General features: G+C 74.1%; 21 protein-coding genes. 11 read left to right on the top strand and 10 right to left on the bottom strand.

Features of this window, described 5'->3' with window-relative positions; genetic code table 11:
* Window positions 1–66: 66 nt before the first annotated feature.
* From aceE to Sdia_RS10625, 3 genes are all read left to right on the top strand, one after another.
* Entirely contained in the window at window positions 67–2,772 is a 2,706-nt protein-coding gene (gene aceE / locus Sdia_RS10635) for a pyruvate dehydrogenase (acetyl-transferring), homodimeric type (protein WP_115068627.1), read from the top strand.
* A 264-nt stretch (window positions 2,773–3,036) separates the two neighbouring features.
* A complete protein-coding gene (locus tag Sdia_RS10630; RefSeq protein ID WP_100453007.1) occupies window positions 3,037–3,864 on the top strand; it encodes a VOC family protein in 828 nt (275 codons plus the stop codon).
* On the top strand, window positions 3,864–4,841 hold the full coding sequence (locus Sdia_RS10625) for a helix-turn-helix transcriptional regulator (protein WP_124287084.1): 978 nt from the start codon (window positions 3,864–3,866) through the stop codon (window positions 4,839–4,841). The genes Sdia_RS10630 and Sdia_RS10625 overlap by 1 nt, the downstream gene beginning before the upstream one ends.
* 233 nt (window positions 4,842–5,074) lie before the next feature.
* Here the strand turns inward: Sdia_RS10625 and Sdia_RS10620 are convergent, their stop codons facing one another.
* Window positions 5,075–6,019 (bottom strand): SDR family oxidoreductase, encoded by a 945-nt coding sequence (locus Sdia_RS10620; protein WP_100453005.1) that lies wholly within the window; start codon window positions 6,017–6,019, stop codon window positions 5,075–5,077.
* Window positions 6,020–6,165: 146 nt separating this feature from the next.
* Here Sdia_RS10620 and Sdia_RS10615 point away from each other — a divergent pair, with 146 nt between their 5' ends.
* Window positions 6,166–6,684, top strand: coding sequence for a DUF4240 domain-containing protein (locus tag Sdia_RS10615; RefSeq protein ID WP_115068630.1), 519 nt, complete (start codon window positions 6,166–6,168; stop codon window positions 6,682–6,684).
* Between the two features lie 57 nt (window positions 6,685–6,741).
* Here Sdia_RS10615 and Sdia_RS10610 read toward each other — a convergent pair whose 3' ends face one another.
* The 3 genes from Sdia_RS10610 to Sdia_RS10600 all read right to left on the bottom strand — a co-directional run bounded on the left by Sdia_RS10610 (window position 6,742) and on the right by Sdia_RS10600 (window position 10,527).
* On the bottom strand, window positions 6,742–7,962 hold the full coding sequence (locus Sdia_RS10610) for a PP2C family protein-serine/threonine phosphatase (RefSeq protein WP_189500029.1): 1,221 nt from the start codon (window positions 7,960–7,962) through the stop codon (window positions 6,742–6,744).
* Between the two features lie 151 nt (window positions 7,963–8,113).
* Window positions 8,114–9,442: an NAD(P)/FAD-dependent oxidoreductase gene (locus tag Sdia_RS10605; RefSeq protein WP_100453003.1), complete on the bottom strand. Its 1,329-nt coding sequence runs from the start codon at window positions 9,440–9,442 to the stop codon at window positions 8,114–8,116.
* Between the two features lie 185 nt (window positions 9,443–9,627).
* Window positions 9,628–10,527, bottom strand: coding sequence for a TIGR01777 family oxidoreductase (locus tag Sdia_RS10600; RefSeq protein ID WP_189500028.1), 900 nt, complete (start codon window positions 10,525–10,527; stop codon window positions 9,628–9,630).
* Between the two features lie 50 nt (window positions 10,528–10,577).
* Between Sdia_RS10600 and Sdia_RS10595 the strand changes: the two genes are divergently transcribed.
* The gene (locus tag Sdia_RS10595; RefSeq protein ID WP_100453364.1) at window positions 10,578–11,063 is read left to right on the top strand and encodes a GNAT family N-acetyltransferase; all 486 of its coding nucleotides are present in this window, start codon (window positions 10,578–10,580) and stop codon (window positions 11,061–11,063) included.
* 486 nt (window positions 11,064–11,549) lie between these two features.
* Here the strand turns inward: Sdia_RS10595 and Sdia_RS10590 are convergent, their stop codons facing one another.
* Complete coding sequence (locus tag Sdia_RS10590) at window positions 11,550–13,028, bottom strand: NsdA family TPR-like regulatory protein (protein WP_100453002.1); 1,479 nt, start codon at window positions 13,026–13,028, stop codon at window positions 11,550–11,552.
* Window positions 13,029–13,231: 203 nt separating this feature from the next.
* Here Sdia_RS10590 and lipB point away from each other — a divergent pair, with 203 nt between their 5' ends.
* The 4 genes from lipB to Sdia_RS10570 all read left to right on the top strand — a co-directional run bounded on the left by lipB (window position 13,232) and on the right by Sdia_RS10570 (window position 16,608).
* Entirely contained in the window at window positions 13,232–14,062 is an 831-nt protein-coding gene (lipB, locus tag Sdia_RS10585) for a lipoyl(octanoyl) transferase LipB (RefSeq protein WP_100453001.1), read from the top strand.
* A gap of 172 nt (window positions 14,063–14,234) precedes the next feature.
* Window positions 14,235–15,215 (top strand): lipoyl synthase, encoded by a 981-nt coding sequence (locus Sdia_RS10580; RefSeq protein WP_100453000.1) that lies wholly within the window; start codon window positions 14,235–14,237, stop codon window positions 15,213–15,215.
* A 337-nt stretch (window positions 15,216–15,552) separates the two neighbouring features.
* Entirely contained in the window at window positions 15,553–15,786 is a 234-nt protein-coding gene (locus tag Sdia_RS10575) for an SCO2195 family GlnR-regulated protein (protein ID WP_100452999.1), read from the top strand.
* A gap of 123 nt (window positions 15,787–15,909) precedes the next feature.
* Window positions 15,910–16,608 (top strand): DUF4191 domain-containing protein, encoded by a 699-nt coding sequence (locus Sdia_RS10570; protein ID WP_100452998.1) that lies wholly within the window; start codon window positions 15,910–15,912, stop codon window positions 16,606–16,608.
* A gap of 236 nt (window positions 16,609–16,844) precedes the next feature.
* Here Sdia_RS10570 and Sdia_RS10565 read toward each other — a convergent pair whose 3' ends face one another.
* Window positions 16,845–17,312: an RDD family protein gene (locus tag Sdia_RS10565; protein ID WP_164494980.1), complete on the bottom strand. Its 468-nt coding sequence runs from the start codon at window positions 17,310–17,312 to the stop codon at window positions 16,845–16,847.
* A 280-nt stretch (window positions 17,313–17,592) separates the two neighbouring features.
* On the opposite strand from Sdia_RS10565, the gene glnA reads away from it, so the two are divergent.
* The gene (gene glnA / locus Sdia_RS10560; protein ID WP_100452996.1) at window positions 17,593–19,002 is read left to right on the top strand and encodes a type I glutamate--ammonia ligase; all 1,410 of its coding nucleotides are present in this window, start codon (window positions 17,593–17,595) and stop codon (window positions 19,000–19,002) included.
* An 835-nt stretch (window positions 19,003–19,837) separates the two neighbouring features.
* On the opposite strand, the gene Sdia_RS10555 is transcribed toward glnA, so the two are convergent.
* Window positions 19,838–20,518: a ScbR family autoregulator-binding transcription factor gene (locus tag Sdia_RS10555; protein WP_181844022.1), complete on the bottom strand. Its 681-nt coding sequence runs from the start codon at window positions 20,516–20,518 to the stop codon at window positions 19,838–19,840.
* A gap of 525 nt (window positions 20,519–21,043) precedes the next feature.
* Here Sdia_RS10555 and Sdia_RS10550 point away from each other — a divergent pair.
* The gene (locus Sdia_RS10550; RefSeq protein ID WP_100452994.1) at window positions 21,044–21,781 is read left to right on the top strand and encodes an HAD family hydrolase; all 738 of its coding nucleotides are present in this window, start codon (window positions 21,044–21,046) and stop codon (window positions 21,779–21,781) included.
* 12 nt (window positions 21,782–21,793) lie between these two features.
* On the opposite strand, the gene dhaL is transcribed toward Sdia_RS10550, so the two are convergent.
* From dhaL to ppk2, 3 genes are all read right to left on the bottom strand, one after another.
* Complete coding sequence (dhaL, locus tag Sdia_RS10545) at window positions 21,794–22,456, bottom strand: dihydroxyacetone kinase subunit DhaL (RefSeq protein ID WP_100452993.1); 663 nt, start codon at window positions 22,454–22,456, stop codon at window positions 21,794–21,796.
* 59 nt (window positions 22,457–22,515) lie between these two features.
* Window positions 22,516–23,508 (bottom strand): dihydroxyacetone kinase subunit DhaK, encoded by a 993-nt coding sequence (locus tag Sdia_RS10540; protein ID WP_100452992.1) that lies wholly within the window; start codon window positions 23,506–23,508, stop codon window positions 22,516–22,518.
* A 911-nt stretch (window positions 23,509–24,419) separates the two neighbouring features.
* Complete coding sequence (ppk2, locus tag Sdia_RS10535) at window positions 24,420–25,418, bottom strand: polyphosphate kinase 2 (protein ID WP_100452991.1); 999 nt, start codon at window positions 25,416–25,418, stop codon at window positions 24,420–24,422.
* Between the last annotated feature and the right edge of the window lie 166 nt (window positions 25,419–25,584).

Here is a 25,584-nt window from a genome sequence, read left to right as displayed (position 1 = left end):
ACCCCTTACCGACAAGGGACCCTCCTGCCCCCGCGGGAGCGCCCTTCGACTCCGGAAGGCGGCGACATGACCGACCCCCGCACCCTCCAGCCGAGCGAGCTCGACCAGCTCCCGGACCGCGACCCGCAGGAGACCGGCGAATGGCTGGACTCCCTGAAGGCGGTCACCGACGCCGCAGGACCGCACCGCGCCGCATACCTGATGCGGCGCACCCTGGAGGGCGCCGAGGGCGTGGGCGTCTCACTGCCCAAGCTCCTGGAGACCGACTACGTCAACACCATCCCGACCGCGGCCGAGCCGGAGTTCGCTCCCGGCACGGACGAGGCGATGGAGCGCCGCATCGCCGCCTGGAACCGGTGGAACGCGGCCGCGATGGTCACCCGCGGCTCGAAGTACGGCGTCGGCGGCCACATCGCCACCTTCGCCTCGGCCGCCTGGCTCTACGAGACCGGCTTCAACCACTTCTTCCGCGGCAAGGAGGGGGACGGCTCCGGCGACCAGCTCTACATCCAGGGCCACGCCTCCCCCGGCATCTACGCCCGCGCCTTCCTCGACGGCCGGATCGACGAGACCCAGCTCGACAACTTCCGCCGCGAGTCCGGGGGCAACGGCCTCCCGTCGTACCCGCACCCGCGCCGCCTGCCGTGGCTCTGGGAGTTCCCGACCGTCTCGATGGGCCTCGGCCCGCTCTCCGCGATCTACCAGGCGCGGTTCAACCGCTACCTGACCAGCCGCGGCGTCAAGGACGTCTCCGACTCCCACGTGTGGGCCTTCCTCGGTGACGGCGAGATGGACGAGCCCGAGTCGACGGCGGCCCTGGCGCTCGCCTCCCGCGAGGGCCTGGACAACCTCACCTTCGTCGTCAACTGCAACCTCCAGCGCCTCGACGGCCCGGTCCGCGCCAACTTCAAGATCGTCCAGGAGCTGGAGGCCCAGTTCCGCGGCGCCGGCTGGAACGTCGTGAAGTCGCTGTGGGGCTCCGCCTGGGACGAGCTGTTCCAGCTCGACGTCACCGGCGCCCTCGTACGCCGCCTGCGTGAGGTACCGGACGCGCAGTTCCAGACGTACCAGACCCGGGACGCGGCCTACATCCGCGACCACTTCTTCGGAGCCGAGCCGGCCCTGGTCGAGCTGGCCAAGCTGATCAGCGACGACAAGATCAGCGAGTGCTTCCACCGCTCGCGCGGCGGCCACGAGCCCCGCAAGGTCTACGCGGCCTACCGCGCGGCCCTCGCCCACAAGGGCGCGCCGACGGTGATCCTCGCCCAGACCGTCAAGGGCTTCACCCTCGGCAAGGGCTTCGAGTCCAAGAACGCCAACCACCAGATGAAGAAGCTGACGGTGGACGAGTTCAAGGACATGCGGGAGCTGCTGGAGCTGCCCATCCCGGACAGCGCCTTCGCCGACGGCCAGGTGCCGTACGCCCACCCGGGCGCCGACTCCCCCGAGGTCCGCTACCTCACCGAGCGCCGCGCCGCCCTCGGCGGCCCCGCCCCGGCCCGCCGCACCCAGCCGGTCGCGCCGCTGCCCGCCCCGGCCGACAAGGCGTTCGCCGCCTTCGACAAGGGCTCCGGCTCGCAGGCGGTCGCCACCACCATGGCCTTCGTCCGGCTGGTCAAGGACCTCGTCCGCGACAAGGAGACCGGCAGGCGCTGGGTGCCGATCGTCCCCGACGAGGCACGCACCTTCGGCATGGAGTCGCTCTTCCCCTCGCTCGGCATCTACTCGCCCAAGGGCCAGACGTACGAGCCGGTCGACCGCGACCAGCTCATGTACTACAAGGAAGCGGTCAACGGCCAGATCCTCAACGAGGGCATCACCGAGGCCGGTTCGATGGCGGACTTCATCGCCGCCGCCTCGTCGTACTCGACGCACGGCGAGCCGATGATCCCCTTCTACATCTTCTACTCGATGTTCGGCTGGCAGCGGACCGCCGACCAGATGTGGCAGCTCGCCGACCAGCTCGGCCGCGGCTTCCTCATCGGCGCGACCGCCGGACGCACCACCCTGACCGGTGAGGGCCTCCAGCACGCCGACGGCCACTCGCCGGTGATCGCCGCGACCAACCCGGCCGCGCTCACCTACGACCCTGCCTTCGCCTACGAGGTCGCCGCGATCGTCAAGGAGGGGCTGCGCCGCATGTACGGCGAGGCCACCCCCGAGGAGGACCGCGACGTCTTCTACTACCTGACGGTCTACAACGAGCCGATGCCGCAGCCGGCCAAGCCCGCCGGGGTCGACGAGGGCATCCTGCGCGGCCTGTACCGCTTCAACACGGCCGAGTCGGCCGGGGTGACGGTGGCCGCCGCCAACGCCCCGCGCATCCAGCTGCTCGGTTCCGGCACCGCCATCCACTGGACGCTCCAGGCCCAGAGGATGCTGGCCGAGGAGTGGGGTGTGGCCGCCGACGTGTGGTCCGCGACCTCCTTCACGGAGCTGCGCCGCGACGCCCTGGAGGCGGACGAGGCGCTGCTCCGCGGCGAGCAGCGGGAGCCGTACGTCCGCAAGGTGCTGGCCGACGCCGAGGGCCCGGTCCTCGCGGTCACCGACTACATGCGCCAGGTCCCCGACCAGATCGCGCAGTGGGTCGAGCAGGACTGGTCCTCCCTGGGCGCGGACGGCTTCGGCCTCTCCGACACCCGTGAGGGCGCCCGTCGCCACTTCGGCGTCGACGCCGAGTCGGTCGTGGTGGCCGCGCTGGCCCAGCTGGCCCGCCGCGGCGAGGTCCCGGCCCGCTCGGTCAAGGAGGCCCGCGAGCGGTACGGTCTCTGACCTGCATGAACGCTGAAGGGCGGTGCTCCGGACACCCGGAGTGCCGCCCTTCGGCGTGCCCTGCGGTGCCGTGGTCCGGTCGCGTAGATCCTTTTGCCGGTCGGCACGGCCCGTGCGTGAATGATCCCGGAAGACGCCACGGCACCCGGACCGCACGCCGGGCCCCTCGGCCGGTTCGGACGCCGCCCGCACCAGGTTCGCGACCGCCCGCACCTGCCGCGAGGCCGAGGCGGGGAAGGCCGCCCACCTGAGGGGTTCACCACCATGAAGACCTGGAACGTCCCGTCGGCCCCCTGCTGGGCCGACCTCTGCACGGCGGACCCCGGTGCCGCCGCCCGTTTCTACGGGAGTCTCCTCGGCTGGGAGGTGCGGGAGGTGCCCGGCCTCGACGGCTACCGGGCCTTCCTCAGCGAGGGTGAGGCCGTCGGCGGGCTGGGGCCGCGCCGGCCCGGGCGCCGCCCGTCCGTCTGGCGGCCGTACTTCCTCGCGGAGAGCCCGGCCGCCGGAGAGCCCCTGGCCGATCGGGTCGCGCTGGCCCGGGGGCGGGTGCTGGGCGAGCCGGTCGAGGTGCCCGGCGTGTGCCGCGCGACGCTCTGCACGGACGGTTCCGGCGCGGTCTTCGGACTGTGGGAGCCGCACGGGCACCAGGGTTTCGGCCGGGTCAACGCGCCGGGTTCGGCCGCCTGGCTCGACCTGGCCACCACGGACCCGGACGGGGCGCGCGGCTTCTACAGCGAGGTCTTCGGCTGGCAGGCCCGCCGGGCCTCCCACGGCGCGGGCCTCCCGTACACGGAGTGGAGCCTCGGGGGTCGGCCGTTCGGCGGGATGACGCGGATCACGGAGGCGTTCCCGGCCGGGACGGCGCCGCGCTGGCTGGTCCACCTCTCGGTCCCCGACTGCGACGCGGCCGCCGCCCGCGGGGCCCGGCTCGGCGCCGGCGTGCTGCTGCCGCCCACCACCGTCGAGCCGGGCCGGTTCAGCGTTTTGACCGACCCGCAGGGCGCCATGTTCGCGGTGATCGCGCTGAGCCGGGAGGCGCGGGCCGAGCCCCGCCCGGCGGGCGGGGACCGGGCGGCCGCCATGATGGGCTGATGCGTGCCGCCCGTCTGATCCGTATGGTCCTGCTGCTCCAGTCCCGCCCCCGGATGACCGCCGCCGAGCTGGCCGGGGAGCTGGAGGTGAGTGAGCGTACGGTCGCGCGGGACGCGCAGGCGCTCTCCGAGGCGGGCGTCCCGGTCTACGCGGAGCGCGGCCGGGCGGGCGGGTACGCGCTGGTCGGCGGGTACCGGACGGGGCTGACGGGACTGGCGCCCGAGGAGGCGCAGGCGTTGTTCCTGTCGGGGGTGCCGGGAGCGCTGCGGGAGATGGGGCTCGGCGAGGCGGCCTCGGCGGCGCGGCTGAAGGTCTCGGCGGCGCTGGCCCCGCCCGTGCGGGAGGCGTCGCGGGCGGTGAACGGCCGGTTCCACCTGGACGCGCCGGCCTGGTACACGCGGCCCGAGGCGCCCGGGCTGCTCGCACCGCTGGCCGAGGCGGTCTGGGACGACCGGCGGGTGGCGGCGGCGTACCGGCGTGCGGACCGCGAGGTGCGCCGGGAGCTGGAGCCGTACGGCCTGGTGCTCAAGGCGGGCGTCTGGTACGTGTGCGCCCGGGCGGAGGGCGCCGGGCGGGCGCGGGTCTACCGGGTGGACCGGTTCACCGAGGTGCGCGACCTGGGTACGCGGTTCGCCCGGGACACCGGTTTCGATCTGGCGCGGTTCTGGCGGGAGCGGGCCGAGGAGTTCGCCCGCTCCCTGCTGCGGGAGGAGGTCCGGCTGCGGCTCAGCCCGGCGGGCGCCCGGCGGCTGCCGGGGGCGACGGACCCGCGGGCGGCCCGAGAGGCGCTGGCGGCGGCCGGGTGGCGGGACGGCTCGGCCCGGTGGGTGGAGGACGTGGTGCTGCCCGTGGAGTCGCTGGAGGTGGCCTACGAGCAGCTGCTCGGCCTCGGCCCGGAGGCGGAGGTGGTGGCCCCGCCCGAGCTGCGCGACCGCATGCGGGAGGCGGCACGGCGGATGGCGGGGCTGTACGGCTAGGGCCTGCCCGGCGGGTCTTCGTGGGCCCGCGTCGCCTGGCACGCACTCTCGCCGCACGCCCGAATCACCCGCGTACCTCCCCGTACGAGGCTCCGCGACCGGTGCGGCGGGAGTGCGTGCACGGCGACGCGGGGCAGGCGGGAGCGGTCAGCCCTGCCCAGGGGGCTTCGCGAGGACGCCCGTGGCCGATGGCTGAAGGCGAGTGCGGCGGCGGGCCCTGGGACCCGGGCCGGTCAGCGGTAGCCCTCCGGGCCGGCCTTCTTGCCGCCGAGGACGACCTCCTCGAAGTAGCGCCAGCCGTCGGGGGCCGAGCCGTCGGTGTCGGTGAAGCCGTACTCCTGGGCGAGGGTGCCGCTGGTCACCGACCGGCCGTTCCAGCGGGCACGGTCGGGGTCGGCGGCGAGGGCGACGACACCGCGGGCGACGTAGGCCGGCGACTCGGCGATGGCGAAGTGGGGTTGCCCGGCCAGGGCGTCGCGCCAGTTCTCCTCGCGCACGCCCAAGCCGTCGAGCATCTGCTCGGAGCGCAGGAAGCCCGGGGTGACGCAGACGGCGGTGGACCCGTGGGGTTCGAGGTCGCGGGCGAGGCCGAGCGCCATGCGGATGGGGGCGTACCTGGCGAGGTCGAAGAAGACGTTCTCACGGAAGCGCCGGTTGGTCTCGGCGCTTCCGTCGGTGACCTCGACGTGCAGGCCGCCGGGGTGGCGGATGAGCAGCGGAAGCAGCAGGGAGGCGGTGATCAGGTGCGAGCGGACGCCGAGGTCCAGCATCCGCAGCCCCTCGTCGAGCGGGGTGTCCCACAGGGCGCGGCCGAAGGGGATGAGGTGCTCGCCGCCCCAGGTGTTGTTGACGAGGACGTCGAGCCGCCCGTGCCCGTCCTCCACACGCGCGGCGAGGCGGCGGACCTGCTCGGGATCGAGGTGGTCGGTGGGGTGGGCGATGCCCTCGCCGCCGGCCTCGGTGACCAGGGCGGCGGTCTCCTCGATCGTCTCGGTGGCGCGGCCGACCTCGGAGATCCTGTCCCGAGTGGTCCGCCCGGTGACGTGGACGGTGGCGCCGGCGGAGCCCAGTTCCACGGCGAAGGCGCGCCCGGCGCCCCGGGTGGCTCCGGCGACGAGGGCGACCCGCCCGGCGAGGGCGGTCGGGGAGGCGGCGGGTACGGACGCGGTGTGGCTCATGGGTCCGACCCTGGCACGCGGAGTCGACACCTTCCGTCGGGTTTTCGTCCGTCCGGCGGTGCGTCGCGCCCCTGTTCACCACGCGCGGGGGAACCACGCCGTCCGGACGTGCGGGGCGCGGCGCCAGGGACGATGCTGGAGCGGTGATGGACGAGACGGAGTTCTGGGAGATCATCGACACGACGCGGGAGCGCGCCGGCGACGATCCGCAGGCCCATGCGGAGCTGCTGGTGGAACGGCTGCTCGAGGCGGACCCGGACGCCGTCCTGGACTTCGCGCGGCACTTCGAGGCCCGCTACAACCGGGCCTACACCTGGGAGCTGTGGGGTGCGGCGTGGGTGCTGCTGGACGGCGCGAGCGACGACGCGTTCGACTACTTCCGGTGCTGGCTGATCGGTCAGGGCCGGGAGGTGTTCGAGGGGGCGCTGCACGAGCCGGACGACCTGGCGGACCTGCTGGGCCCGTTCGACGACGAGGTCGACGGGGACGGCGAGGAGCTGGGCTACGCGGCCGACGAGGCGTACGAGCGGCTCACCGGGGCGGACACCCCGGACCTGGGGATCGCCGCGGCCCCGGTCGACCCGGCGGGCACGCCGATCGACCTGGAGGACGACGACGCGCTGGCGGTCCGCTTCCCCCGGCTCTGGGACCGCTTCGCGGCGTGAGCGCCCCAGGAGCGCTCCGCGCCGTGTGAGCGGTTCGGGCGCCGGTGGCGCGGGCGGTCAGCTCTCGCCGCGGTTCTCCTTGCCGCCGCTCTCGCGGGACTCCAGCACCTCGCCGGTGACGGTGCCCGTGTCGGGCTCCTCACCCTCGGGGTCGGGGGCGAAGACCAGCAGGGCCACGTCGTCGTCGATGGTGCGGGCGTAGCCGACGAGGTCGCGCCAGATGGCGGCGATCAGCTCGCCGGGGTCCTCGGCGGCGAGCTGGGCGGCGCGGTCGACGAGCGGGTAGAAGACCTCGGCGTCGTTGCGTGCCTCGGTGACGCCGTCGGTGACGGCGAGCACGCGGTCACCCGGCTGGAGGCGGACGTCGCGTTCGACGGGCCGGTCGGACCCGGCGAAGCCGAGGCCGAGCGGCGGGGCGGGCTGCACCTCGATCTCGTGGGCGGTGGCGCCGCGGAGCAGGACCGGGGCGGGATGGCCGCAGGAGACCACGCCGACCTCGCCGGAGCCGGGGCGGAACTCCAGCAGCAGCGCGGTGGCGAAGAGCTCACCGGAGGTCGGGTCGGAGCGCTGGCCCACGGGCGGCTCGCCGACGACGCTGTCGGGGTCCCCCTCGGGGACGCGGGCGACGGTGATGGCTCCGGCCGCGGCGTCGGCGGCGTCCACCACCAGCCGGCGGTCGAGCCGGGCCGCCACGTCGGCGAGGTCCTCCTCGTCGAGGACGGCCTCGCGGAAGGCGCCGAGGATCGAGGTGACGGTGCCGACGGCGGCGATGCCGTGCCCCTGCACGTCGCCGACGAGGGCGCGGACGCCGTAGGGGCCGCGCCGTACGTCGAAGAAGTCGCCGCCGACCAGCGTGCCGCGCTGGGCCGGGCGGTACAGGCCCGCGCAGCGGACCACGTCGACGCGGGGTGGCAGCGGGGGCAGCACGGCGAGCTGGGCGGCCTCGGCGACGGTGCGGATGGTGGTGATCTGGACGGCGCGGCGTCTGCGCATCCAGGAGATGGCGACACTGAGCACCGCCACGAAGGTCACGGCGATGACGTCACCCCGGCCGGGCCGGTCCAGGTTGATGGTCGAGATGTTGAGCAGCACCAGCACCGCGGCGGAGAAGACGGCGGTGCCGAACGGGCCGTAGGCGAGGGTGGCGAGCGGCGGGATGGCACCGAGCAGGAAGCCCAGGTCCACCGGCCGGTCCACCAGTAGTTGCAGCAGCGGGATGAAGACCAGCAGGACCACCGGCAGCCACCGCAGCCAGGTGGGCGCGGGCGCACCGCTCAGCCAGCGGGGTTCGTCACCCCGGCGGCTCCACACGGCGTTCCTCGCCACTGCGGTACTCCCCGGCTCCGGCCCTTCGGGCCAGACGGCCCGGCCTCCAGCGTTCTACGCCGGGGGCCGGGCCGCAAACGGCGGGGCGTGGCGGAGTGGCGGCTCAGGCCGCCGCGTGGGTGACGTCGGGGGCGGGCGGCAGGAGGCCGAAGTCGGTGAGGATCTCCCGTGCCGCCCGGTGGGCTGAGGTGAGGGCGCCGTGCACGGAGCTGGTGTCCCGGTGGTCGCCGCAGACGTAGAGGCCGTCCAGGACACGGACGGGCCTGCGGGCGTCGTGCGGCGGGGTCATCGCCGGGACCGCCTCGGGGTCGTGGTGGGCGGCGAGCAGTTCCCAGCCGGTGGTGTCGGTGCCGTACATGCGGGCGAGCTGGGCGCGGACCTCGGCGTCGAGGCCGTCGGGGGGCACGTCGAGCACGGTCGAGGAGACGAGCGCGCGGCCGCGGGGGGCGCGCTCCGGGTCGACCTCGCTGAGCGCGGCGGACCAGGCGACGGGCCCGCTCCGGTCGGCGTCCAGGACCAGGGCGCTGCCGGTGGGCGGCGGCTCGGGCGCGGCGTGGTGGAGCACGGTCACCGAGTGGAATCGGGGCACGCGCAGGCCGGGCAGCAGTTCGGCGGCGGCGCGGGCGCCGGTGGCGAGCAGCAGGGCGCGGCAGCCGAAGGTGCCGTGCTCCTTGGTGGTGACGGAGTCGATGGAGGCGGCGGTGACGTGCACACCGGTGCGGACGGTCCCCTCGGGCAGGGCGTCGGCGAGGTACCGGGGCAGCGCGCCGGCGCCGCCGGCGGGGACACCGAGGCGGCCACGGGCGTATCCGCGCAGGGTGAGGTCGGCGATGCGGCTGGAGGTGCTGAGGTCCGGGTCACCGAGGAGGGCGGAGAGCAGCGGGCGCACGAAACCGTCGACGGTGCGGGGGGAGAGGCCGCGCAGGGCCAGTGCCTCGGCGGCGCTGCGCTCGGGCCGCGCGGCGAGGCGTTCCGCGGAAGTGGCGGCGAGGCGGGCGAGGGCGGAGCCGAGCCGGGCGCCGTCGACGGCATGGGCGACACGGGGCCGTTCGGGGCCGCGCTGCCGGGGTACCCGCCGAGGGGCGCTCGCCCGGGCGCGTGCGGCACTGAGTGCGCCCCTCGCGCTCCCGGGTTCACCGGTGCGGGTTCGCCGCCCCTGGCTGTGGACCAGCACGCCGGGGGCGAACTCCCGCATCGGCAGGGCGTCGAGGAGGGGGCCCGCCGCCTCGGGCCAGGGGGTGAGGAGCGGCTGCCCGAACCGGTCCAGCCGGTAGCCGTCCAGCGTTTCGGTGGCCATCCTGCCGCCCACCCGTGTGGCGGCCTCCAGCACCGTGACTCCGACGCCGGCGCTGGTCAGCGCGTGGGCGGCGGCGAGTCCGGCGACTCCCGCGCCCACGATCACGACGTCCGCTTCCTGTCCGGGCTCACTCACGTGCCCTCCCCGAGATTGGGCGATCCGTGGGAGGCTCATGCCCCCGACGCGCGTTGGGAATACCCGCGTACGAGGTTCGAGCGTAGAAGCGGTTCCGGGCGCAGGGCAGAGGCGCACGAGGCGAGCACGGTCGTACGCCGGTCGCACACGGCGTGCCACGGGCGCCCCCTGGTGGGACCCGCGGGTCAGCGGAGGGCGGCCCGCAGGGTGTCGTCGATGCCCGGCCACCGGAAGGTGAACCCGGACTCCAGCAGCCGGGCGGGAACCACCCGCTGGCTGCCCAGCACGTCGCCCGCCAGTTCCCCGAGGGCCGCCTTGAGCACGGCGGCGGGCACCGGGAAGGGCGTGGGGCGGCGCAGCACCCGGCCCATGGCGGCGGTCACCTCCCGGTTGGTCAGCGGGCGGGGCGCGGTGAGGTTGACCGGGCCGGAGAGTTCCTCGGTGTCGATGAGATGGCGCAGGGCCGCGACATGGTCGTGGAGCGAGATGTAGCTCCAGTACTGGCGGCCGTCGCCGATCCGCCCGCCGAGCCCGGCCTTGAAGAGCGGGAAGAGCTTGGCCCAGGCGCCGCCCTTCGCCGAGACCACCAGCCCGGTCCGGGGGAACACGGTGCGCACCCCGGCCTCCTCGGCGGCGGCCGTCGCCTCCTCCCACTCGACGCAGACGGACGGCAGGAAGCCGTCGCCGGGCGGGGCGCTCTCGTCGACGGCCCGGTCGCCGGTGTCGCCGTAGAAGCCGATGGCGCTGGCGTTGACGAAGACGTCCGGCGGGGTATCCAGGGAGGCCAGGGCCTCGGCGAGGGTGGCGGTGCCCCAGACCCGGCTGTCACGGATCCGCCGCTTGTGGGCGTCGGTCCAGCGGTGGTCGGCGATGCCCGCGCCCGCGAGGTTGACCACGGCCGAGCAGCCGACGAGCCCCGCCGTCTCGACCCGCCCCTCCTCGGGGTCCCACTGCACCTCGTCGGCGTCCCGGGCGGGGCGGCGCACCAGCCGCACCACCTCGTGGCCGTCCGCCCGCAGGGAGGTGGTGAGCGCTGTTCCGATGAGGCCGGAGGAGCCGGCGACCGCGATCCGCATACGCCCCATCATGACCACCCGGGCCGCCCGCCACACCGGTGACGTGGCAGAGTGCCGCCATGCGGCCACTCATACGCCCCGCGCGTCCCTCCGACGGGGCGGCGCTCGCCCGGATCGACTTCGCCACGTGGTCCCCGCTGCACGCCGTCACCGAGCGGCCGGCGGCACCCGCGGACCCCTTCTTCACGGGCCACCGCGAACCGGGCGAGCACCTGGTCGCCGAGGACGGCGCGGAGCTCCTCGGGTACGCCGTGCTCCGCTGCCCCGTCCCGCTGCCGGCCTTCGCGCACGTCCGCCAGCTCCAGGGCCTCGCGGTGCGCGAGGAGGCCCGCGGCCGGGGCGTCGCCCGCGCCCTGCTCCGCGCCTGCGCCGACGAGGCCCGCGCCCAGGGCGCCCGCCGCCTCACCCTGCGCGTCCTCGGCCACAACGCCCCGGCCCGCGCGCTCTACGCCTCGGAGGGCTTCCGCGTCGAGGGCGTGCTGCCGGGCGAGGTCCGCGTGGGCGGGGAGTACGTGGACGACGTGCTGATGGGCAAGGCGCTCTGACGCCGGACGGTCACAGGGCCGCGGGCCCGGGCCTGGCCTCCGGCCGTCCGCGGGCGAGGGCCGGCGCCGACGCCTCCCGGAACCGGGCGACGTCCGCGTCCGGCGCCGAGAGGACGGCCTCGGTCCCGCCGTCGGCCGGCCCGAGGGCGTCCAGCGCCCGGGGAGCGCGAGCACGAGCCGCAGTACGCCGTCGGCCCGCACGGCTTCGCTCACGCAGCCCTAGGCCGCGCCCTGCCCGGCGGTGACCGGGCAGGGCGTGTTGTGGGGGGTGTCCTGCTCGTCGCGCTCCTCCCCGCCCGCCAGGAACCCCCGGGGCGAACCCGCTCCCGTCCCGCTCCTCGGCCGGGGCCGCCTCGGTGGAGCACCCGTCCGGGCCGGTTCCGGTGGTGACGGCGCCGGCCGTGAAGCGGTACGTCACGACGGAGGTCCCGCCAGGGTCCCGTCCGAGGCGGACGGGGGCCACGACTCCCCCGCCCGCCCCGGCGCTCAGTGCAGCGCCGCCACCCGGTCCCGGTAGCCGCGCACCGCCGCCGCGTCCCGGTACGGCTCCAGGCGGCGTTCGAAGTCGCGGACGTACTCGACGGCCCGCGCGGACCGCATCTCGGCGGCGTGCTGCGCCGCCTCCGCGCCCAGCGTGCACGCCTGGTCGAGCTCTCCGAGGCCCAGGCGGGCGGAGGCGAGGACGACCCGGCAGAACAGGCGGCTGCGGGCGTACCCGTGCGCGCGGAGCTGGAGCGAGCGTTCCGCGTGCTGGGCACTGTGGCGGTACTGCTGGAGATCGCGGTAGCAGTGCGCGAACTCGTCCGCGAGCTGCGCCTCGTCGAAGAACCGCGCCCAGTGCGGCACGTCGTCCCCCGGCCGCGCCGCCTCCAGCGCCCGCTCCGCCCGCCCCAGCGACGCCTGGCAGGCCCGGCCCTCGCCGAGCACCCCGTGCCCGCGCGCCTCCACCGCGTGCAGCAGCGCCTGCACCACCGGCGGCGCGGTCGTCCCCACGCCCTGCTGCGCGACCCGGGCCAGCTGCACCGCCTCCCGCCCGTGGTGCAGGTAGACCGCCTGCCGGCTCATGGTGATCAGCACGTAACTGCCGTACGCCCGGTCGGCCGCCGCCTGCGACAGCCGCAGCGCCTGCACGAAGTACCGTTGGGCCAGCCCGTGCGCCCCGATGTCGTAGGAGGTCCAGCCGGCCAGCCGGGTCAGGTCGGCGGCGGCGGCGAAGAGGCGGCGGCCGGTCGCCTCGCCGTACCGGCCGCGCAGCATCGGCTCGGCCTCGTGCTCCAGGTAGCGGACGAGCGCCTGCCGGGCGTGGCCGCCGCCGTAGGCGTGGTCCAGGGAGCGGAAGAGGTCGGCGACCGAGCGGAGGGCGGCGATGTCACCCGCCGAGACGCGCTGGCCGGGGCCGCGCTCGGTCTGGTGCCGGGTGCGCGGGGCGACGGTGACCGCCCGGGCCCCGGCCTGCACGGGCCGGCCCTGCGCGGGGATGCGCACGGTGGCCGGGACGGGAGTGGGGTCGCCGCGGCCGACCCGGTCGTCGGCCCGGCCGATCAGCCAGTCGCGGCTGGGGACGACCAGTCCGGCCGGGGTGAAGGCGATCTTCCGCAGTTCGGTGTGGCTGCCGGAGTCCTTGCGCCACAGGCCGCTGACGATGTCGACGGCCTCTTCGGGCGTGGCCGCGAACTCCAGTCCGGCGTAGACCGGCGCGCACGCGTCGAGGCCGAGGTCCTGGGCGGTCAGCCGCCGTCCCAGCCGCCGGGTGAAGACCTCGGCGATCAGGGCCGGGGTGGTCCCTCGGGGTTGCTGGCCGCGCAGCCACCGGGTCACCGAGGTCTTGTCGTATCTCAGATCGAGCCCGTGTTCGAGACCGAGTTGGTCGACGCGGCGGGCCAGCCCCGCGTGGGAGAACCCGGCCTCCGCGATGAGCGCGGCGAGCTGGCGGTTGGGGGTGCGCTGAGGGGGTCGGTCCGTCATCTGCTGTGCGGTCTCCTGCCTTCCGGGCCCGTGGAGCAGCCCTGATGGAACGGCGTGAATGTAACGGGCCGCACGGCCCGCGCAGTGAGGTGTGCCACACATTCATCCGATCGTGTGAGTATCGGGCGGACGCCTGACTTCCGGCGGCGGGTCGTACAGTGACCCGAAGGCGCGGTGGACGCGCGAACGAGGAGGTGCGGGCCGTGGGTGACGTGCAGTTCGTCCGGCTGGGATTCGGTGCGGACGCGGTGGAGTACCAGCGGGCGTGGGAGGAGCAGCGCCGGGTGCACGCCGCCCGGTTCGCCGACGAGATCCCGGACACCTGCCTGCTCCTGGAGCACCCGCCCGTCTTCACCGCCGGGCGGCGCACCGAGGAGAGCGAGCGCCCCCTCGACGGCACCCCCGTCATCGACGTGGACCGGGGCGGCAAGATCACCTGGCACGGCCCGGGACAGCTCGTCGGCTACCCGATCCTCAAGCTGCCCCGCCCCGTCGACGTGGTCGCCCACGTCCGGCGCCTGGAGGAGGCCCTGATCCGCGCCTGCGCCGAGCTGGGCCTGGCCACCACCCGGATCGAGGGCCGCAGCGGCGTCTGGGTCCTGGGTGCCCCGAAGGAGGAGCGGGCGGCGCTCGGCGGGCTCTCCCTCGACCTCGACCCGCGCCTCGGTGGCGACGACGAGTTCGACCCGCGCCTGGCCGGTCCGCAGTACGCGCCCTCCAACGCGGGCCAGCGCCACGAGGACCGCAAGCTCGCCGCCATCGGCATCCGGGTCGCCAAGGGCGTCACCATGCACGGCTTCTCGCTCAACGTGAACCCGGACAACACCTGGTTCGACCGGATCGTCCCCTGCGGCATCCGGGACGCGGGCGTCGCCTCGCTCGCGCAGGAACTGGGCCGCGAGGTCACCGTCGAGGAGGTCCTCCCGGTCGTGGAGCGGCATCTCGCCGAGGTGCTCAGCGAGGCTGTGCCGCTCCCCCGGCGGCCCGAGGCCGAACCTGCCGCACCGTCCGCCGGCGAGCCCGCCACGGCCTGACCGAGCGCCTTGACGGCCCTTCCCGGCGTGGGCCGGACGGGGGACGCGAGCCACGGTCCCGGAGGCTGACCGGGGTAGTCACCCCGCAGTTGGCGGGGCGTACCCTGATGTACGCCGAAGAATCGACGTCGCGCCCCGTGACGCGAGCCACGCAAACCAACAGGGAGCCGGTGTGTCCGCAGTCGCACCCGACGGACGCAAGATGCTGCGCCTGGAGGTCCGCAACAGCCAGACCCCCATCGAGCGCAAGCCCGAGTGGATCAAGACCCGCGCCAAAATGGGTCCCGAGTACAACGAGCTCCAGAAGCTGGTCAAGAGCGAGGGCCTGCACACGGTCTGCCAGGAGGCCGGCTGCCCCAACATCTACGAGTGCTGGGAGGACCGCGAGGCCACCTTCCTCATCGGCGGTGACCAGTGCACCCGGCGCTGCGACTTCTGCCAGATCGACACCGGCAAGCCGCAGGCGCTCGACCGCGACGAGCCCCGCCGCGTCGGCGAGTCCGTCGTCAAGATGGACCTGAACTACGCCACGATCACCGGCGTCGCCCGTGACGACCTGGAGGACGGCGGCGCCTGGCTGTACGCCGAGACGGTCCGCCGGATCCACGCGATGACCTCGGAGCGCGAGGGCGGCCACACCAAGGTCGAGCTGCTCATCCCCGACTTCAACGCCGACCCCGACCAGCTCGCCGAGGTCTTCTCCTCGCGTCCCGAGGTCCTGGCGCACAACGTCGAGACGGTGCCGCGCATCTTCAAGCGCATCCGCCCCGGCTTCCGCTTCGAGCGCTCGCTCGAGGTCATCACCCGCGCCCGCGAGGCCGGCCTGATCACCAAGTCCAACCTGATCCTGGGCATGGGCGAGGAGCGCGCCGAGGTCAGCGAGGCCCTCCAGCGGCTGTACGACGCGGGCTGCGAGCTGATCACCATCACGCAGTACCTGCGCCCCTCGGTGCGCCACCACCCGGTGGAGCGCTGGGTGAAGCCGCACGAGTTCGTGGAGCTGAAGGAGGAGGCCGAGGAGATGGGTTACTCCGGCGTCATGTCGGGCCCGCTGGTCCGCTCCTCGTACCGCGCCGGGCGCCTCTTCCAGCAGGCGATGGACCGCCGCTCCGGAGTCCCCGCCGAGACCGCCCCGGCGGCCCGCGCGCTCTGACCGCCTCCGGCCGGGGCCGTGCCCCGGTCATCCGGCCCGGGCCCTGTGAATCCCCGCACACCCGGCCCGTCGCCGCGCCCCGGCCGCCGATCGGCCCTCGTACGAATCCGCAGTTCGCGACCGTACGGGGGCCGTTTCGGCCGTCCCGGGGTGCGGGCCGGGCGCCGCGAGGGTTTCATGGGTGTTTGACCCGCAGGTCACGCCCTGGTAACACCAGTCGGTGACGCTGTACGTACGCCGTGCTCCAGGGCCGGGGCGGACCTCCCCCCGTCCGGCGGGCGCGGACGGCACGTCTCCGGCACCGCGCCACTTCGCCGTTCTCCGAGGGGATCTTCAGATGCAGGCCGCGCCCGTCACCCCGCTCAGGACCACCACGACCCGGCCCGCCGCGTGGCCCTCCGTCACCGGCGCGCTGCGCGCCGTCGAGTCCGTGCTGCTGCGCTCGGGTCAGCGCACGGCCCGCCGCAACGCCTGGACCTCGGTCCTGGAGGACCGTCGCCGCGCGCAGGACCGGGTGGAGGCCCAGGCGGTCCTGGAGGCCGCCGCCACACCTGGCTCGCAGACCTCCTGAGCCGCCCCGCGCCGGTCCCGCCGAACCGTTCCGGCAGCAGGTCGGCACCGCCCGGCGGTCAGGCGGCGACTGATACCCCGCCCGCAGGACGCCGACGCATCAGGGACACGTAAACTTCGTCGCATGGCGAGCAAGGACAACGCAGCGAGTTCTGCGAACCCGGGGCGGATCAAGCAGATCGCCCAGACGTACAAGATGGCGAAGCGCGTCGATCCGAAGATCGGCCTGGTCATCGCCGCGGTGGGGATCGTCACCTTCGGCGTGCTCCTTGCTATCGGCTTCCTCGTCGGCCACCCGGTCTACCTCGGCATTCTCGGCTTCGTGCTCGCCTTCCTCGCGATGGCGATCATCTTCGGCCGCCGCGCCGAGAAGGCCGCGTTCAGCCAGATGGAAGGCCAGCCCGGAGCGGCGGCGGCGGTCCTGGACAACATCGGCCGCGGCTGGACCACGACCCCGGCGGTCGCGGTCAACCGCAGCCAGGACGTCGTGCACCGCGCGGTCGGCAAGGCCGGCATCGTCCTCGTCGCCGAGGGCAACCCGAACCGGGTGAAGGGCCTGCTGGCGGCGGAGAAGAAGAAGATGGCGCGGATCGTGGTGGACGTGCCCGTCCACGACATCGTGGTGGGCACCGGCGAGGACCAGGTCCCGCTGAAGAAGGTCCGCACCACGATGCTCAAGTACCCGCGCGTCCTCACCGGGCCGCAGGTCACCGCGACCAACGACCGGCTGCGCGCCCTCGGCGACCTGATGAGCAACATGCCGGTGCCGAAGGGCCCCATGCCCAAGGGCGCCCGTATGCCGCGTGGCCCGAAGATGCGCTGAACTCCTGACCCGGACGTGCGGGAGGGCGGCACCGGAACCTCGGTTCCGGTGCCGCCCTCCCGCACGTCCGGCGCCCTGTCGAGCGACATGACCGGCCACCGCGGGACCAGGGCCCGAGAGCTCCCGTGCACCGGGGCGGCGCCCCGGGCCCTGGGACCCGGCGGATCTTCGTGGGCCCGCGACGCCCGGCCGCACTCTCGCCGCGGGCTGCGCCACGAGGATCCGCCGGACAGGCCCTAGACGCGGATCTGCACGGCGCGCCCGAGCCGGTCGTGGAGCCCGCGCGAGTCACGGTCCCAGACCAGGGCCGGTACGGCGAGGCAGAGCAGCACGCTGCGGGCCACGGCCCGGCCGAGACCCAGGCGGCCGCCGTTCTCCGAGATCACGCGCAGACGCAGTAGGAGCTTGCCCGGGGTGCAGCCCACGGTGCCGACGGTGAGGATGTTCATCACCAGCAGGATGCCGAGGGCCCAGTTCCCCGCGGACTGGGCGTCGCCACCGGAGAACAGGGCGTACGCGATGAGCATGCACAGCGCCCAGTCGACGGCGAGGGCCCCGAACCGGCGCCCCACCGGGGCCACCGACCCAGGACCGTGCTCGGGCAGGCCGAGCCGCTCCCCCCGGTGGCCGAAGTCGGCTCCCATCTCCTCCGCGGCCGCGCGCGGGCCGGAGAGCCACGATCCGATTGCTTGCCTGTTGTCCACGCTCACACGGTACTGCGGCGGGGTACCCGGTCCGGCGCCGGGCCCGGGGCGCGCGGCATGAGTCAGGTCACGCCCGCGGGGGCGTCCGGGTGAGCACGGAACGGATGAGGCCCAGGTCACACGGTTCGCGCGGGTCCGTCCGATTAACGTCGGTGAAACACATGGGTCATGCTTGAGAAATCCCCTGTCCCTAGTCTCAGGTTCACCGTGCGCCACCCGCACTGGCCGCACGACCGAGCTACCACCCCGCCCTTCCCGGGTCGGGAGTAGGAGGAGTTGGATGTTCCAGAACGCCGACGACGCGAAGAAGTTCATCGCCGACGAGGACGTCAAGTTCGTTGACGTCCGCTTCTGCGACCTCCCGGGTGTGATGCAGCACTTCACCATCCCGGCGAAGGCGTTCGACCCGGACGAGGAGCTGGGCTTCGACGGATCGTCGATCCGCGGTTTCCAGGCCATCCACGAGTCCGACATGTCGCTCCGCCCGGACCTGTCGACGGCGCGCGTGGACCCCTTCCGCCGCGACAAGACGCTGAACATCAACTTCTTCATCCACGACCCGATCACCGGCGAGCAGTACAGCCGCGACCCCCGCAACATCGCGAAGAAGGCGGAGGCGTACCTCACCTCCACCGGTATCGCCGACACCGCGTTCTTCGGCCCCGAGGCCGAGTTCTACGTCTTCGACTCGGTGCGCTTCGAGACCTCCGCGAACCAGGGCTTCTACCACATCGACTCCGAGGCCGGCGCCTGGAACACCGGCTCCGAGGTCGAGAACCGCGGCTACAAGGTCCGCTACAAGGGCGGTTACTTCCCGGCCCCGCCGGTCGACCACTTCGCCGACCTGCGCGCCGAGATCTCCCTGGAGCTGGACCGGGCCGGCCTGGAGGTCGAGCGCCAGCACCACGAGGTGGGCACCGCCGGCCAGGCGGAGATCAACTACAAGTTCAACACGCTGCTCGCCGCCGCCGACGACCTGATGCTCTTCAAGTACATCGTGAAGAACGTCGCCTGGCGCAACGGCAAGACCGCGACCTTCATGCCCAAGCCGATCTTCGGTGACAACGGCTCCGGCATGCACGTCCACCAGTCCCTGTGGTCGGGCGGCACCCCGCTCTTCTACGACGAGCAGGGCTACGCGGGCCTCTCGGACACCGCCCGCTACTACATCGGCGGCATCCTCAAGCACGCCCCGTCGCTGCTCGCCTTCACCAACCCGACGGTGAACTCCTACCACCGCCTGGTCCCCGGCTTCGAGGCCCCGGTCAACCTGGTGTACTCCCAGCGGAACCGTTCCGCCGCGATGCGCATCCCGATCACCGGCTCGAACCCGAAGGCCAAGCGCGTCGAGTTCCGCGCCCCGGACCCGTCCTCCAACCCGTACCTGGCCTTCTCGGCCCTCCTCCTCGCGGGCCTGGACGGCGTCAAGAACAAGATCGAGCCCGCCGAGCCGATCGACAAGGACCTCTACGAGCTGGCCCCCGAGGAGCACGCGAGCGTCCCCCAGGTCCCGACCTCCCTCCCGGCCGTCCTCGAAGCCCTCGAGGCCGACAACGAGTACCTCCAGGCCGGCGGCGTCTTCACCTCCGACCTGATCGAGACCTGGATCGACTACAAGCGCACCCAGGAGATCGCCCCGATCCAGCTCCGGCCCCACCCGCACGAGTTCGAGCTGTACTTCGACCTGTAGGCCGCGCGGTGACGACGAGGGCTGTTCCCCGGGACGACGGGGAGCAGCCCTCCTCCGCGCCGGGGCCGGTCCCCGGCCCGCGAGGTCCCGGTCGCCGGCGGCCACGGCCGACGCGCGGCGGTGTCACCGCTCCCGGCGCGGGCGTCGCCAGGTGGCACGGCCTCCTGGCGGCGTGCCGGTTACGGAGCCGCCGGGGCCCGCCTCGTCCTGCTCCTCCTCGCCACGCCCGGCCTCGGCTCCAGGACGGACCTCAGCAGACCCTCCGCGGCGCCGAGCCGCAGGCTCAGCTCCTCGACCTGTCGTCCCCTCTCCCGACGGGCCTCCTCGCGCTCCGCCTCCGCGGCGCGACGGCGGACCTCCTCCTCCCCGGCCCAGCTGAAGTACAGCCCCGCGCGCCGCACATGCACCCCGTTCAGCCTCTCCCGGAGGATCAGCCTCTCGTCCCGGACCGCTCGCAGCCCGTCCTGGAGCTGCTCGACGCGGTCGCCCTGGGCCCCCGGCTCGGCTTCCAGCCGGGCGACGCGGCAGCGCAGTTCCGCGTTCGCGCCCCCGCCCGCGGCCCAGCCGTTCGTGCGGCTCGCTCAGTCGGCCCATCAGGCCGGCACGCTTCGGCTTCCTCGTCACGGCGCTCAGCGCCGTGTACGTCCGGTCCGGCGGCTCAGGTCCACGCGGCCGGGCCCGGCACGTGCCGCGGGCGCTCCTCCGCGCCGCCGACCGTGACACCGCCGGGAGCGCCGGCACGACGGACGGCGCCTGACGCGCCGGCCGGGTCCGCTCGTCCCGCCGCCCGGAGCCGCCGGGAGCCCCCCGCGGCACCCGTACGAAGGCCTCCCGCTCACTCCCCGCTGGCCGCCCCCACCATCCGCTCCCCCGCCCGGGGCGCCCGCCTCCGGAGCGCCCGCGCCAACACCCCTGCCGGGTCCGGGCGTTGCTGGAGTGAGCCCAGGGTGAGCAACCACCAGTCCGTCAGTCGCGCCGTGATGGCCGTGCGGCCCTCCAGGGCTTCGGTGAGCGTGCACAGGCCGAAGAAGGCGCGGACCAGGGAGCGCGCGGTGGGGGCGGGGCGGACGCGGTCGGCGAGGTGGCCGGCGGTGCGGGCCTGGGCGAGCAGGCGGGTGGTGGCGGTGGTCCAGAGGGCGAAGGGGTCGGGGAGGGGGGCGTCGATGGTGTCGCGTTCGGCCCAGAGGCGTGCGCCCGCGCGGGCGACCGGGTCCTCGGCGAGGGCGTGGGCGATGTCGAAGCTGAGTGCGACCAGTTTCTCCAGCGGCGGTTCGGCGCGGTCGGCGTAGCGGGTGGCGAGGCCGGGCCAGGTGGCGAAGCGGTCCTTGACGACGGCGAGGGCGAGCCCCTCCTTGCTGGCGTAATGGAAGTAGACGGCGCCGCTGGTCCGGCCGGACCTGGCGCTTATGTCGTTGACGCTGGTGCCGGCGTAGCCCTGTTCCGCGAAGAGGAGGGCCGCCGCCTCCAGGAGTGATCTGCGGGTTGCCCGCGCTCGTTCCTGCAACGTGCTGTCCACCTTCGCTCAACGTTTCCGTGACGACGGAGAATGTAGTGCGCCCGCGTACGCCGGTAGCAAAATAACCTTCCCGTGCGCGGATATTGTTCAATTCTTTCGAAGGTGCACGCGTGCGGGTGATTTCCCGCGATTTCCGGCGCGGTTGCTGGCCATTCGAGTGAATCCCCTCCGCCGCTTCGGAGCGTTCCTCGGCGCCGGACGAATATGCCTCAACTTGGCGAGCCGTGAGCGGGATTGAGGGCTCGCGAGGTTGACGGCGAGCGGCGTCCGACGGGGTCCCCTTTACACCTGCCACCCCACCCCGTCGAGCACTCGAAGTAGTGATTGCGTGATGCTTCATCGCGAAAATAACGTAGCCGTCGTGATGTTTCGCGGTTTGGGCGGGATTGCACTTTCGCGCTCCCGTCCCCCGCACGAGACCGGCGGACGTACGACGTCCCGGTGGCCGGCTCAGGGAAACGCACGACCCCACGAAACCGCGGTCTTGCGACAAGCCCGACCGCCCCCTCCCCCAGGAGGTACACCATGACCACCAAGGCACACCCGCTCCTCAGCTGGTCCCCCGAGGCCGTCGTCTTCGACTGCGACGGCACCCTGATGGACACCGAACGGCATTGGCAGGACGCTCGGAGCCAGGTCTTCCGGCAGTTCGGGCTGCGGCCCCTGCCGGGGTTCGCCGAGCGGGCCAAGGGAGTGCACTACACCGACTGCGGGCGGCTGATGGCGGAGGAGTCCGACAAGCCGCACCTGGCTCCGGAACTGACCGAGTCGCTCCTGCACCACTTCATGGCGCTGGTCGCCGACGATCCGGTGACCATGCCCGGCGCCGCGGAGTTCGTCCGCCGGCTCTCCGGGCGGCTGCCGATGGCGGTGGCGAGCAACTGCCCGCTGGAGGTGGTGGAGACCAGTCTCGACCGGGCCGGGCTGCTGCACCACTTCGGCCACATCGTGGTCCCCGACGAGCCGTCGGCCGCCGCCGCGCCGGGCGCCGCGGCCGTCCGCCCGAAGCCGTGGCCTGACGTCTACGCGACGGCGGCGCGGCTCTGCGGCGCCCAGCCCGACGAAGCGCTGGCCGTCGAGGACTCGATGACCGGCATCGAGTCGGCGCGGCGGGCCGGGCTGCGGGTGCTGGGGGTGGGACCGCGCCCCGGCGAGGAGGACGCCTCACGCGCCGACCTGTGGGTGACGACCCTGCACTCACCGGTGCTGCTGGCATGGGTCCGGGCCCACGTGCCGCAGCAGGGCGGCAGCGCCGAGGAGTAGCCGGGGGGCGCCTCAGCCCAGGTGCGCGTCGAGATCGCTGACGACGCCCTGGGCCGAGGCGAAGAGCAGGCCCACGCCGACCGCGCCCGGGTCGGGGATGCCCTCGGCGCGCTCGCCCAGGTAACTGGAGCGGCCCATGCGGGCGCGGAGCCGGGCCGTGGAGCGGACGCCCTCCCAGGCCGCTTCGGCGGCGTCGGCGAGGGCCTGGTCCACGGAGGTGTCGGCCGAGGTGCCGCGCAGCGCCTCGGCGGCCGGGGCCAGGGCGTCGACGAGGGTCTTGTCGCCGGGTGCGGCGTCGCCCACCCGGCGGATCGCGGCGAGGCCGTCGGCGACGCCTTCGGCGTAGGCCGCGGTGGTGGGACCGGACGCCGCGACGGCGGCGGCCAGCGACTGGAGCAGCAGGCCGAAGAGGGGGCCGCTCGTGCCGCCGACCTCGTCCAGGAAGGCGGTGGCGGCGGCCTCCAGCGGCGCGGCCGGGTCGGTGCCGTCGGCCGGGATCCGGTCGAGGCGGCGGACGGCGGCGTCGGCGCCGGCGGTGAGGTTGGTGCCGAAGTCGCCGTCGCCGACCTGCTGGTCGAGGGAGGTGAGCCTGCCCTCGGTGGCGCGGGCGGACTCGGCGAACCGGCGTATCCAGCCGTCGGTGGCGGTGGCGTCGTGGGAGAGGCTCGTCGTCATGGCGTAACTCCCGCTCTCGGTGGCCGGTGGGATGGGGGGCGTCGGTGACCGGAGGCCGCTCACCAGCGCAGGGCGGCGGTGTGGACCGGGGCGTCGTAGAGGCTGAGGATCTCCGGGTCGGCCGCGAGCAGCGTGACGGAGAAGCCCCGCATGTCGAGCGCGGTGATGTAGTCCCCGACGAGGGCGCGGGCCAGGTCGGTGCCGCGGGCGTCGAGGAGCGCGGCCAGTTCGCCGTGGACGGCGTAGAGCTCCAGCGGGGTGACCGCGCCGAGGCCGTTGACCAGGGCGATCACCGGACCCTGCGGGGCGAGGGCGTCCAGGAGCGCGGCGGTCATGCGCTCCACCAGGCCGCGGAGCGGCTCCCTCGGGACGGTCTCCTGGGCGCGCTCGCCGTGGATGCCGACCCCGTACTCCAGCTCGCCGGTGGCGAGGGGGAAGGCCGGCTCGCCGGTGGTCGGCGCGGTGTGCGCGGCGGAGGCGACGGCGAGCGTACGGCAGCGGCCGGCGAGGCGGGTGCCGAGTTCCTGGAGTTCGGTGAGGCCGAGGCCGGTGTCGGCGGCGGCGCCGAGGATCTTCTCGATGAGGACGGTGCCCCCGGTGCCGCGGCGCCCTGAGGCGATGTCCGCCGAGTCGGAGGCGAGGTCGTCGTCGATCAGCACCCGCGCGCAGGGCACGCCCCGGTGGGCGAGGCGCTCGGCGGCGATGCCGAAGTTGATCCGGTCACCGGTGTAGTTCTTCACGATGTGCAGCACGCCCTCCTCGCGGGCGGCGGCGAGGGACCCCTCGTACACCTGGCGGTTGTGCGGGGAGGCGAAGACGCGGCCGGGACAGGCGGCGTCGAGCATCCCGCGGCCCACATACCCCGCGTGCAGCGGCTCGTGCCCCGCGCCGCCGCCGGAGAGCAGGGCGACACGGCGCGAGGGGGCCGCCGTCCTGCTGAGCAGGAAGCCGTACTCGGGGTCGAGGGTGACCAGGTCGGCATGGGCCCGCGCGAAGCCCTTCAGGGCATCGGGCACGAGGGCGTCGCTGCTGTTCTCGAAGTACGAGGCCATGCGAGTCCTCCGTCGTCGAGGGCCACGAGCGGCTTCCACCGGAACGACTACGGCGTTCCGGGGCTCCGCGGCAGGCCGCCAGGGTGTTCTACATGCTGGGCTCGGTGCTCGCCCGGGGCAAGTCATGCGTCAGGTCGCGCGTCCTTTCGAGTACGACTTCCCGACGCGGGTTTTGCGGAAACGCCAGGCCGGGGGCCACCCGCCGAGCACGTGCACCGGACGGAGCACAAGGAGTGTGCGGGGCGCACAGGAGGGCGCACGCTCCCTGCCACCTTCCCTCACGGGGTTGCTTCGCGCCCCTGCTCCCCCGCCGCGCCCTGCCCGGCGCGCCGGACGGGGCGGGGCGGCGGGGCGCACTCGGCCGGCCCCGTCCGTCGCCCCTGGGGACTTGCCCTCCGGACGGACAGGCGTGGACCCCGGCCGTCCGCCGACCGGTGGGCGACGGGGCCGTCGCCACCTCGGCCCGCCTCGTCGGACTCCCGCGGCAGGGGGCGGGGCCGCCGGGCGGGATCCCGCCCGCAGCGAGGCACCCAACGGGGTGAGGCGCGCCGCGCCGGCCCCCGTGCGGTACGGGCACTCCGCGGGGGTCCACCTGCGGCGTGGCCCGGCTGAGGGTGCTGGGCAGGGCCCGTTCGCGGCCAAGTCCGGTTCGGCCGTGGCGGTCGCTGGTGGGCCTCCTGCACCGGGTGGGCCGGGAGGTGGTTCCGAGCGCCGGCCGGGCTCGGGTGTGGCCGGCGCGGGCTCATGGGACCGGCCCGGGGGCGTCCGGCACATGCTGAGCGGGGGTCCGCGGTGGTCGGTGCGTGCGCCCGACGCGCCGGGCGAAGGTCCTCGGCCGGGCCCTGCCTCCCCTGCTCGAACGGAGGGGAGGACTGGCGGGTGCGTGCCGGGCACCGTGGGGGTGGCCCCCCCTAGCCTCCTGGATGGCTGCCCGGGCCCTCTCCGTGGTCCGCGAGGGGGGTCGGGGAGAGGGAGGTGGGTTCCTCGCCGGGCTCCAGGAGGGTGTCGGCGGGGCCGATGACGAGGGGGTCGGCCTCACCGAGGGCGTCCTCGTCCTTGGCCGCGTAGTCGACGCGGAGCAGGAGGCCCCGTATGGCCTCCAGGCGCCCGCGGCGCTTGTCGTTGGTCTTGACGACGGTCCAGGGTGCGTACGGCGTGTCGGTGGCCCGGAACATGTCGATCTTCGCCTGGGTGTAGGCGTCCCAGAGGTCGAGGGAGGCCACATCCGTCGGGGAGAGCTTCCACTGCCGCACCGGATCGATCTGCCGGATGGCGAAGCGGGTCCGCTGCTCGGCCCGCGAGACGGAGAACCAGAACTTCACCAGCAGGATGCCGTCCGAGGTGATCATCTTCTCGAACAGCGGCGCCTGCACCAGGAACTGCTGGTACTGCTCCTCCGTGCAGAAGCCCATGACCCGCTCGACCCCGGCCCGGTTGTACCAGGACCGGTCGAAGAAGACGATCTCGCCGGGTGAGGGCAGGTGCGCGATGTAGCGCTGGAAGTACCACTGGCCGGCCTCCTTCCCGGTCGGCTTGTCCAGCGCCACGACGCGGGCCCCGCGCGGGTTGAGCCGTTCGGTGAACCGTTTGATCGTGCCGCCCTTCCCGGCGGCGTCGCGCCCCTCGCAGACGATCACGAGCCGCGCGCCGGTCTCCTTCACCCAGCTCTGCATCTTCAGCAGCTCGATCTGGAGGACCCGTTTGCACCGCTCGTACTCGCGGCGGCGCATCTTCCGGTCGTAGGGATAGTTCTCCCGCCAGGTCCGGACGGGTTCGCCGTCGGCCTTGCGCAGGACCGGTTGCTCGGGGCGGCTCTCGTCGACGCTGAGCCCTTCCAGCAAGGACGCGTCCACCTCGTGGACGCCGGACCCGGGCCGGGCGGCCCCGTCCTGCTCCGCTGCGCTCTCCACCTGCGGTCTTCCTCTCGCCTCGTCCGTGCGGCCGGGCGGCGGCACCGGAGCTCGCGGCCCCGGTCAGAATAGGCGGGCACGGCCGCCCGTGCCCTGAGTGGCGGCCGCGGCCTGGAAGCGTAAGGATGTGCGATCCGGGCAGGTGACGTGACGCCGGAGCGGAAGC

This window comes from Streptomyces diastaticus subsp. diastaticus (assembly GCF_011170125.1).
Taxonomy (GTDB): Bacteria; Actinomycetota; Actinomycetes; order Streptomycetales; family Streptomycetaceae; genus Streptomyces; species Streptomyces diastaticus.
The sequence above is the reverse complement of the archived record's forward strand: the minus strand, read 5'-3'. Positions and strand labels throughout refer to the sequence as shown.

What these genes read in the sequence shown, in the direction of transcription:
- aceE (WP_115068627.1), top strand. Translation starts at nt 67, where the DNA reads ATGACCGACCCCCGCACCCTCCAGCCGAGCGAGCTCGACCAGCTCCCG.
- Sdia_RS10630 (WP_100453007.1), top strand. Translation starts at nt 3,037, where the DNA reads ATGAAGACCTGGAACGTCCCGTCGGCCCCCTGCTGGGCCGACCTCTGC.
- Sdia_RS10625 (WP_124287084.1), top strand. Translation starts at nt 3,864, where the DNA reads ATGCGTGCCGCCCGTCTGATCCGTATGGTCCTGCTGCTCCAGTCCCGC.
- Sdia_RS10620 (WP_100453005.1), bottom strand. Translation starts at nt 6,019, where the DNA reads ATGAGCCACACCGCGTCCGTACCCGCCGCCTCCCCGACCGCCCTCGCC.
- Sdia_RS10615 (WP_115068630.1), top strand. Translation starts at nt 6,166, where the DNA reads ATGGACGAGACGGAGTTCTGGGAGATCATCGACACGACGCGGGAGCGC.
- Sdia_RS10600 (WP_189500028.1), bottom strand. Translation starts at nt 10,527, where the DNA reads ATGGGGCGTATGCGGATCGCGGTCGCCGGCTCCTCCGGCCTCATCGGA.
- Sdia_RS10595 (WP_100453364.1), top strand. Translation starts at nt 10,578, where the DNA reads ATGCGGCCACTCATACGCCCCGCGCGTCCCTCCGACGGGGCGGCGCTC.
- Sdia_RS10590 (WP_100453002.1), bottom strand. Translation starts at nt 13,028, where the DNA reads ATGACGGACCGACCCCCTCAGCGCACCCCCAACCGCCAGCTCGCCGCG.
- Sdia_RS10575 (WP_100452999.1), top strand. Translation starts at nt 15,553, where the DNA reads ATGCAGGCCGCGCCCGTCACCCCGCTCAGGACCACCACGACCCGGCCC.
- Sdia_RS10570 (WP_100452998.1), top strand. Translation starts at nt 15,910, where the DNA reads ATGGCGAGCAAGGACAACGCAGCGAGTTCTGCGAACCCGGGGCGGATC.
- glnA (WP_100452996.1), top strand. Translation starts at nt 17,593, where the DNA reads ATGTTCCAGAACGCCGACGACGCGAAGAAGTTCATCGCCGACGAGGAC.
- Sdia_RS10550 (WP_100452994.1), top strand. Translation starts at nt 21,044, where the DNA reads ATGACCACCAAGGCACACCCGCTCCTCAGCTGGTCCCCCGAGGCCGTC.
- dhaL (WP_100452993.1), bottom strand. Translation starts at nt 22,456, where the DNA reads ATGACGACGAGCCTCTCCCACGACGCCACCGCCACCGACGGCTGGATA.
- Sdia_RS10540 (WP_100452992.1), bottom strand. Translation starts at nt 23,508, where the DNA reads ATGGCCTCGTACTTCGAGAACAGCAGCGACGCCCTCGTGCCCGATGCC.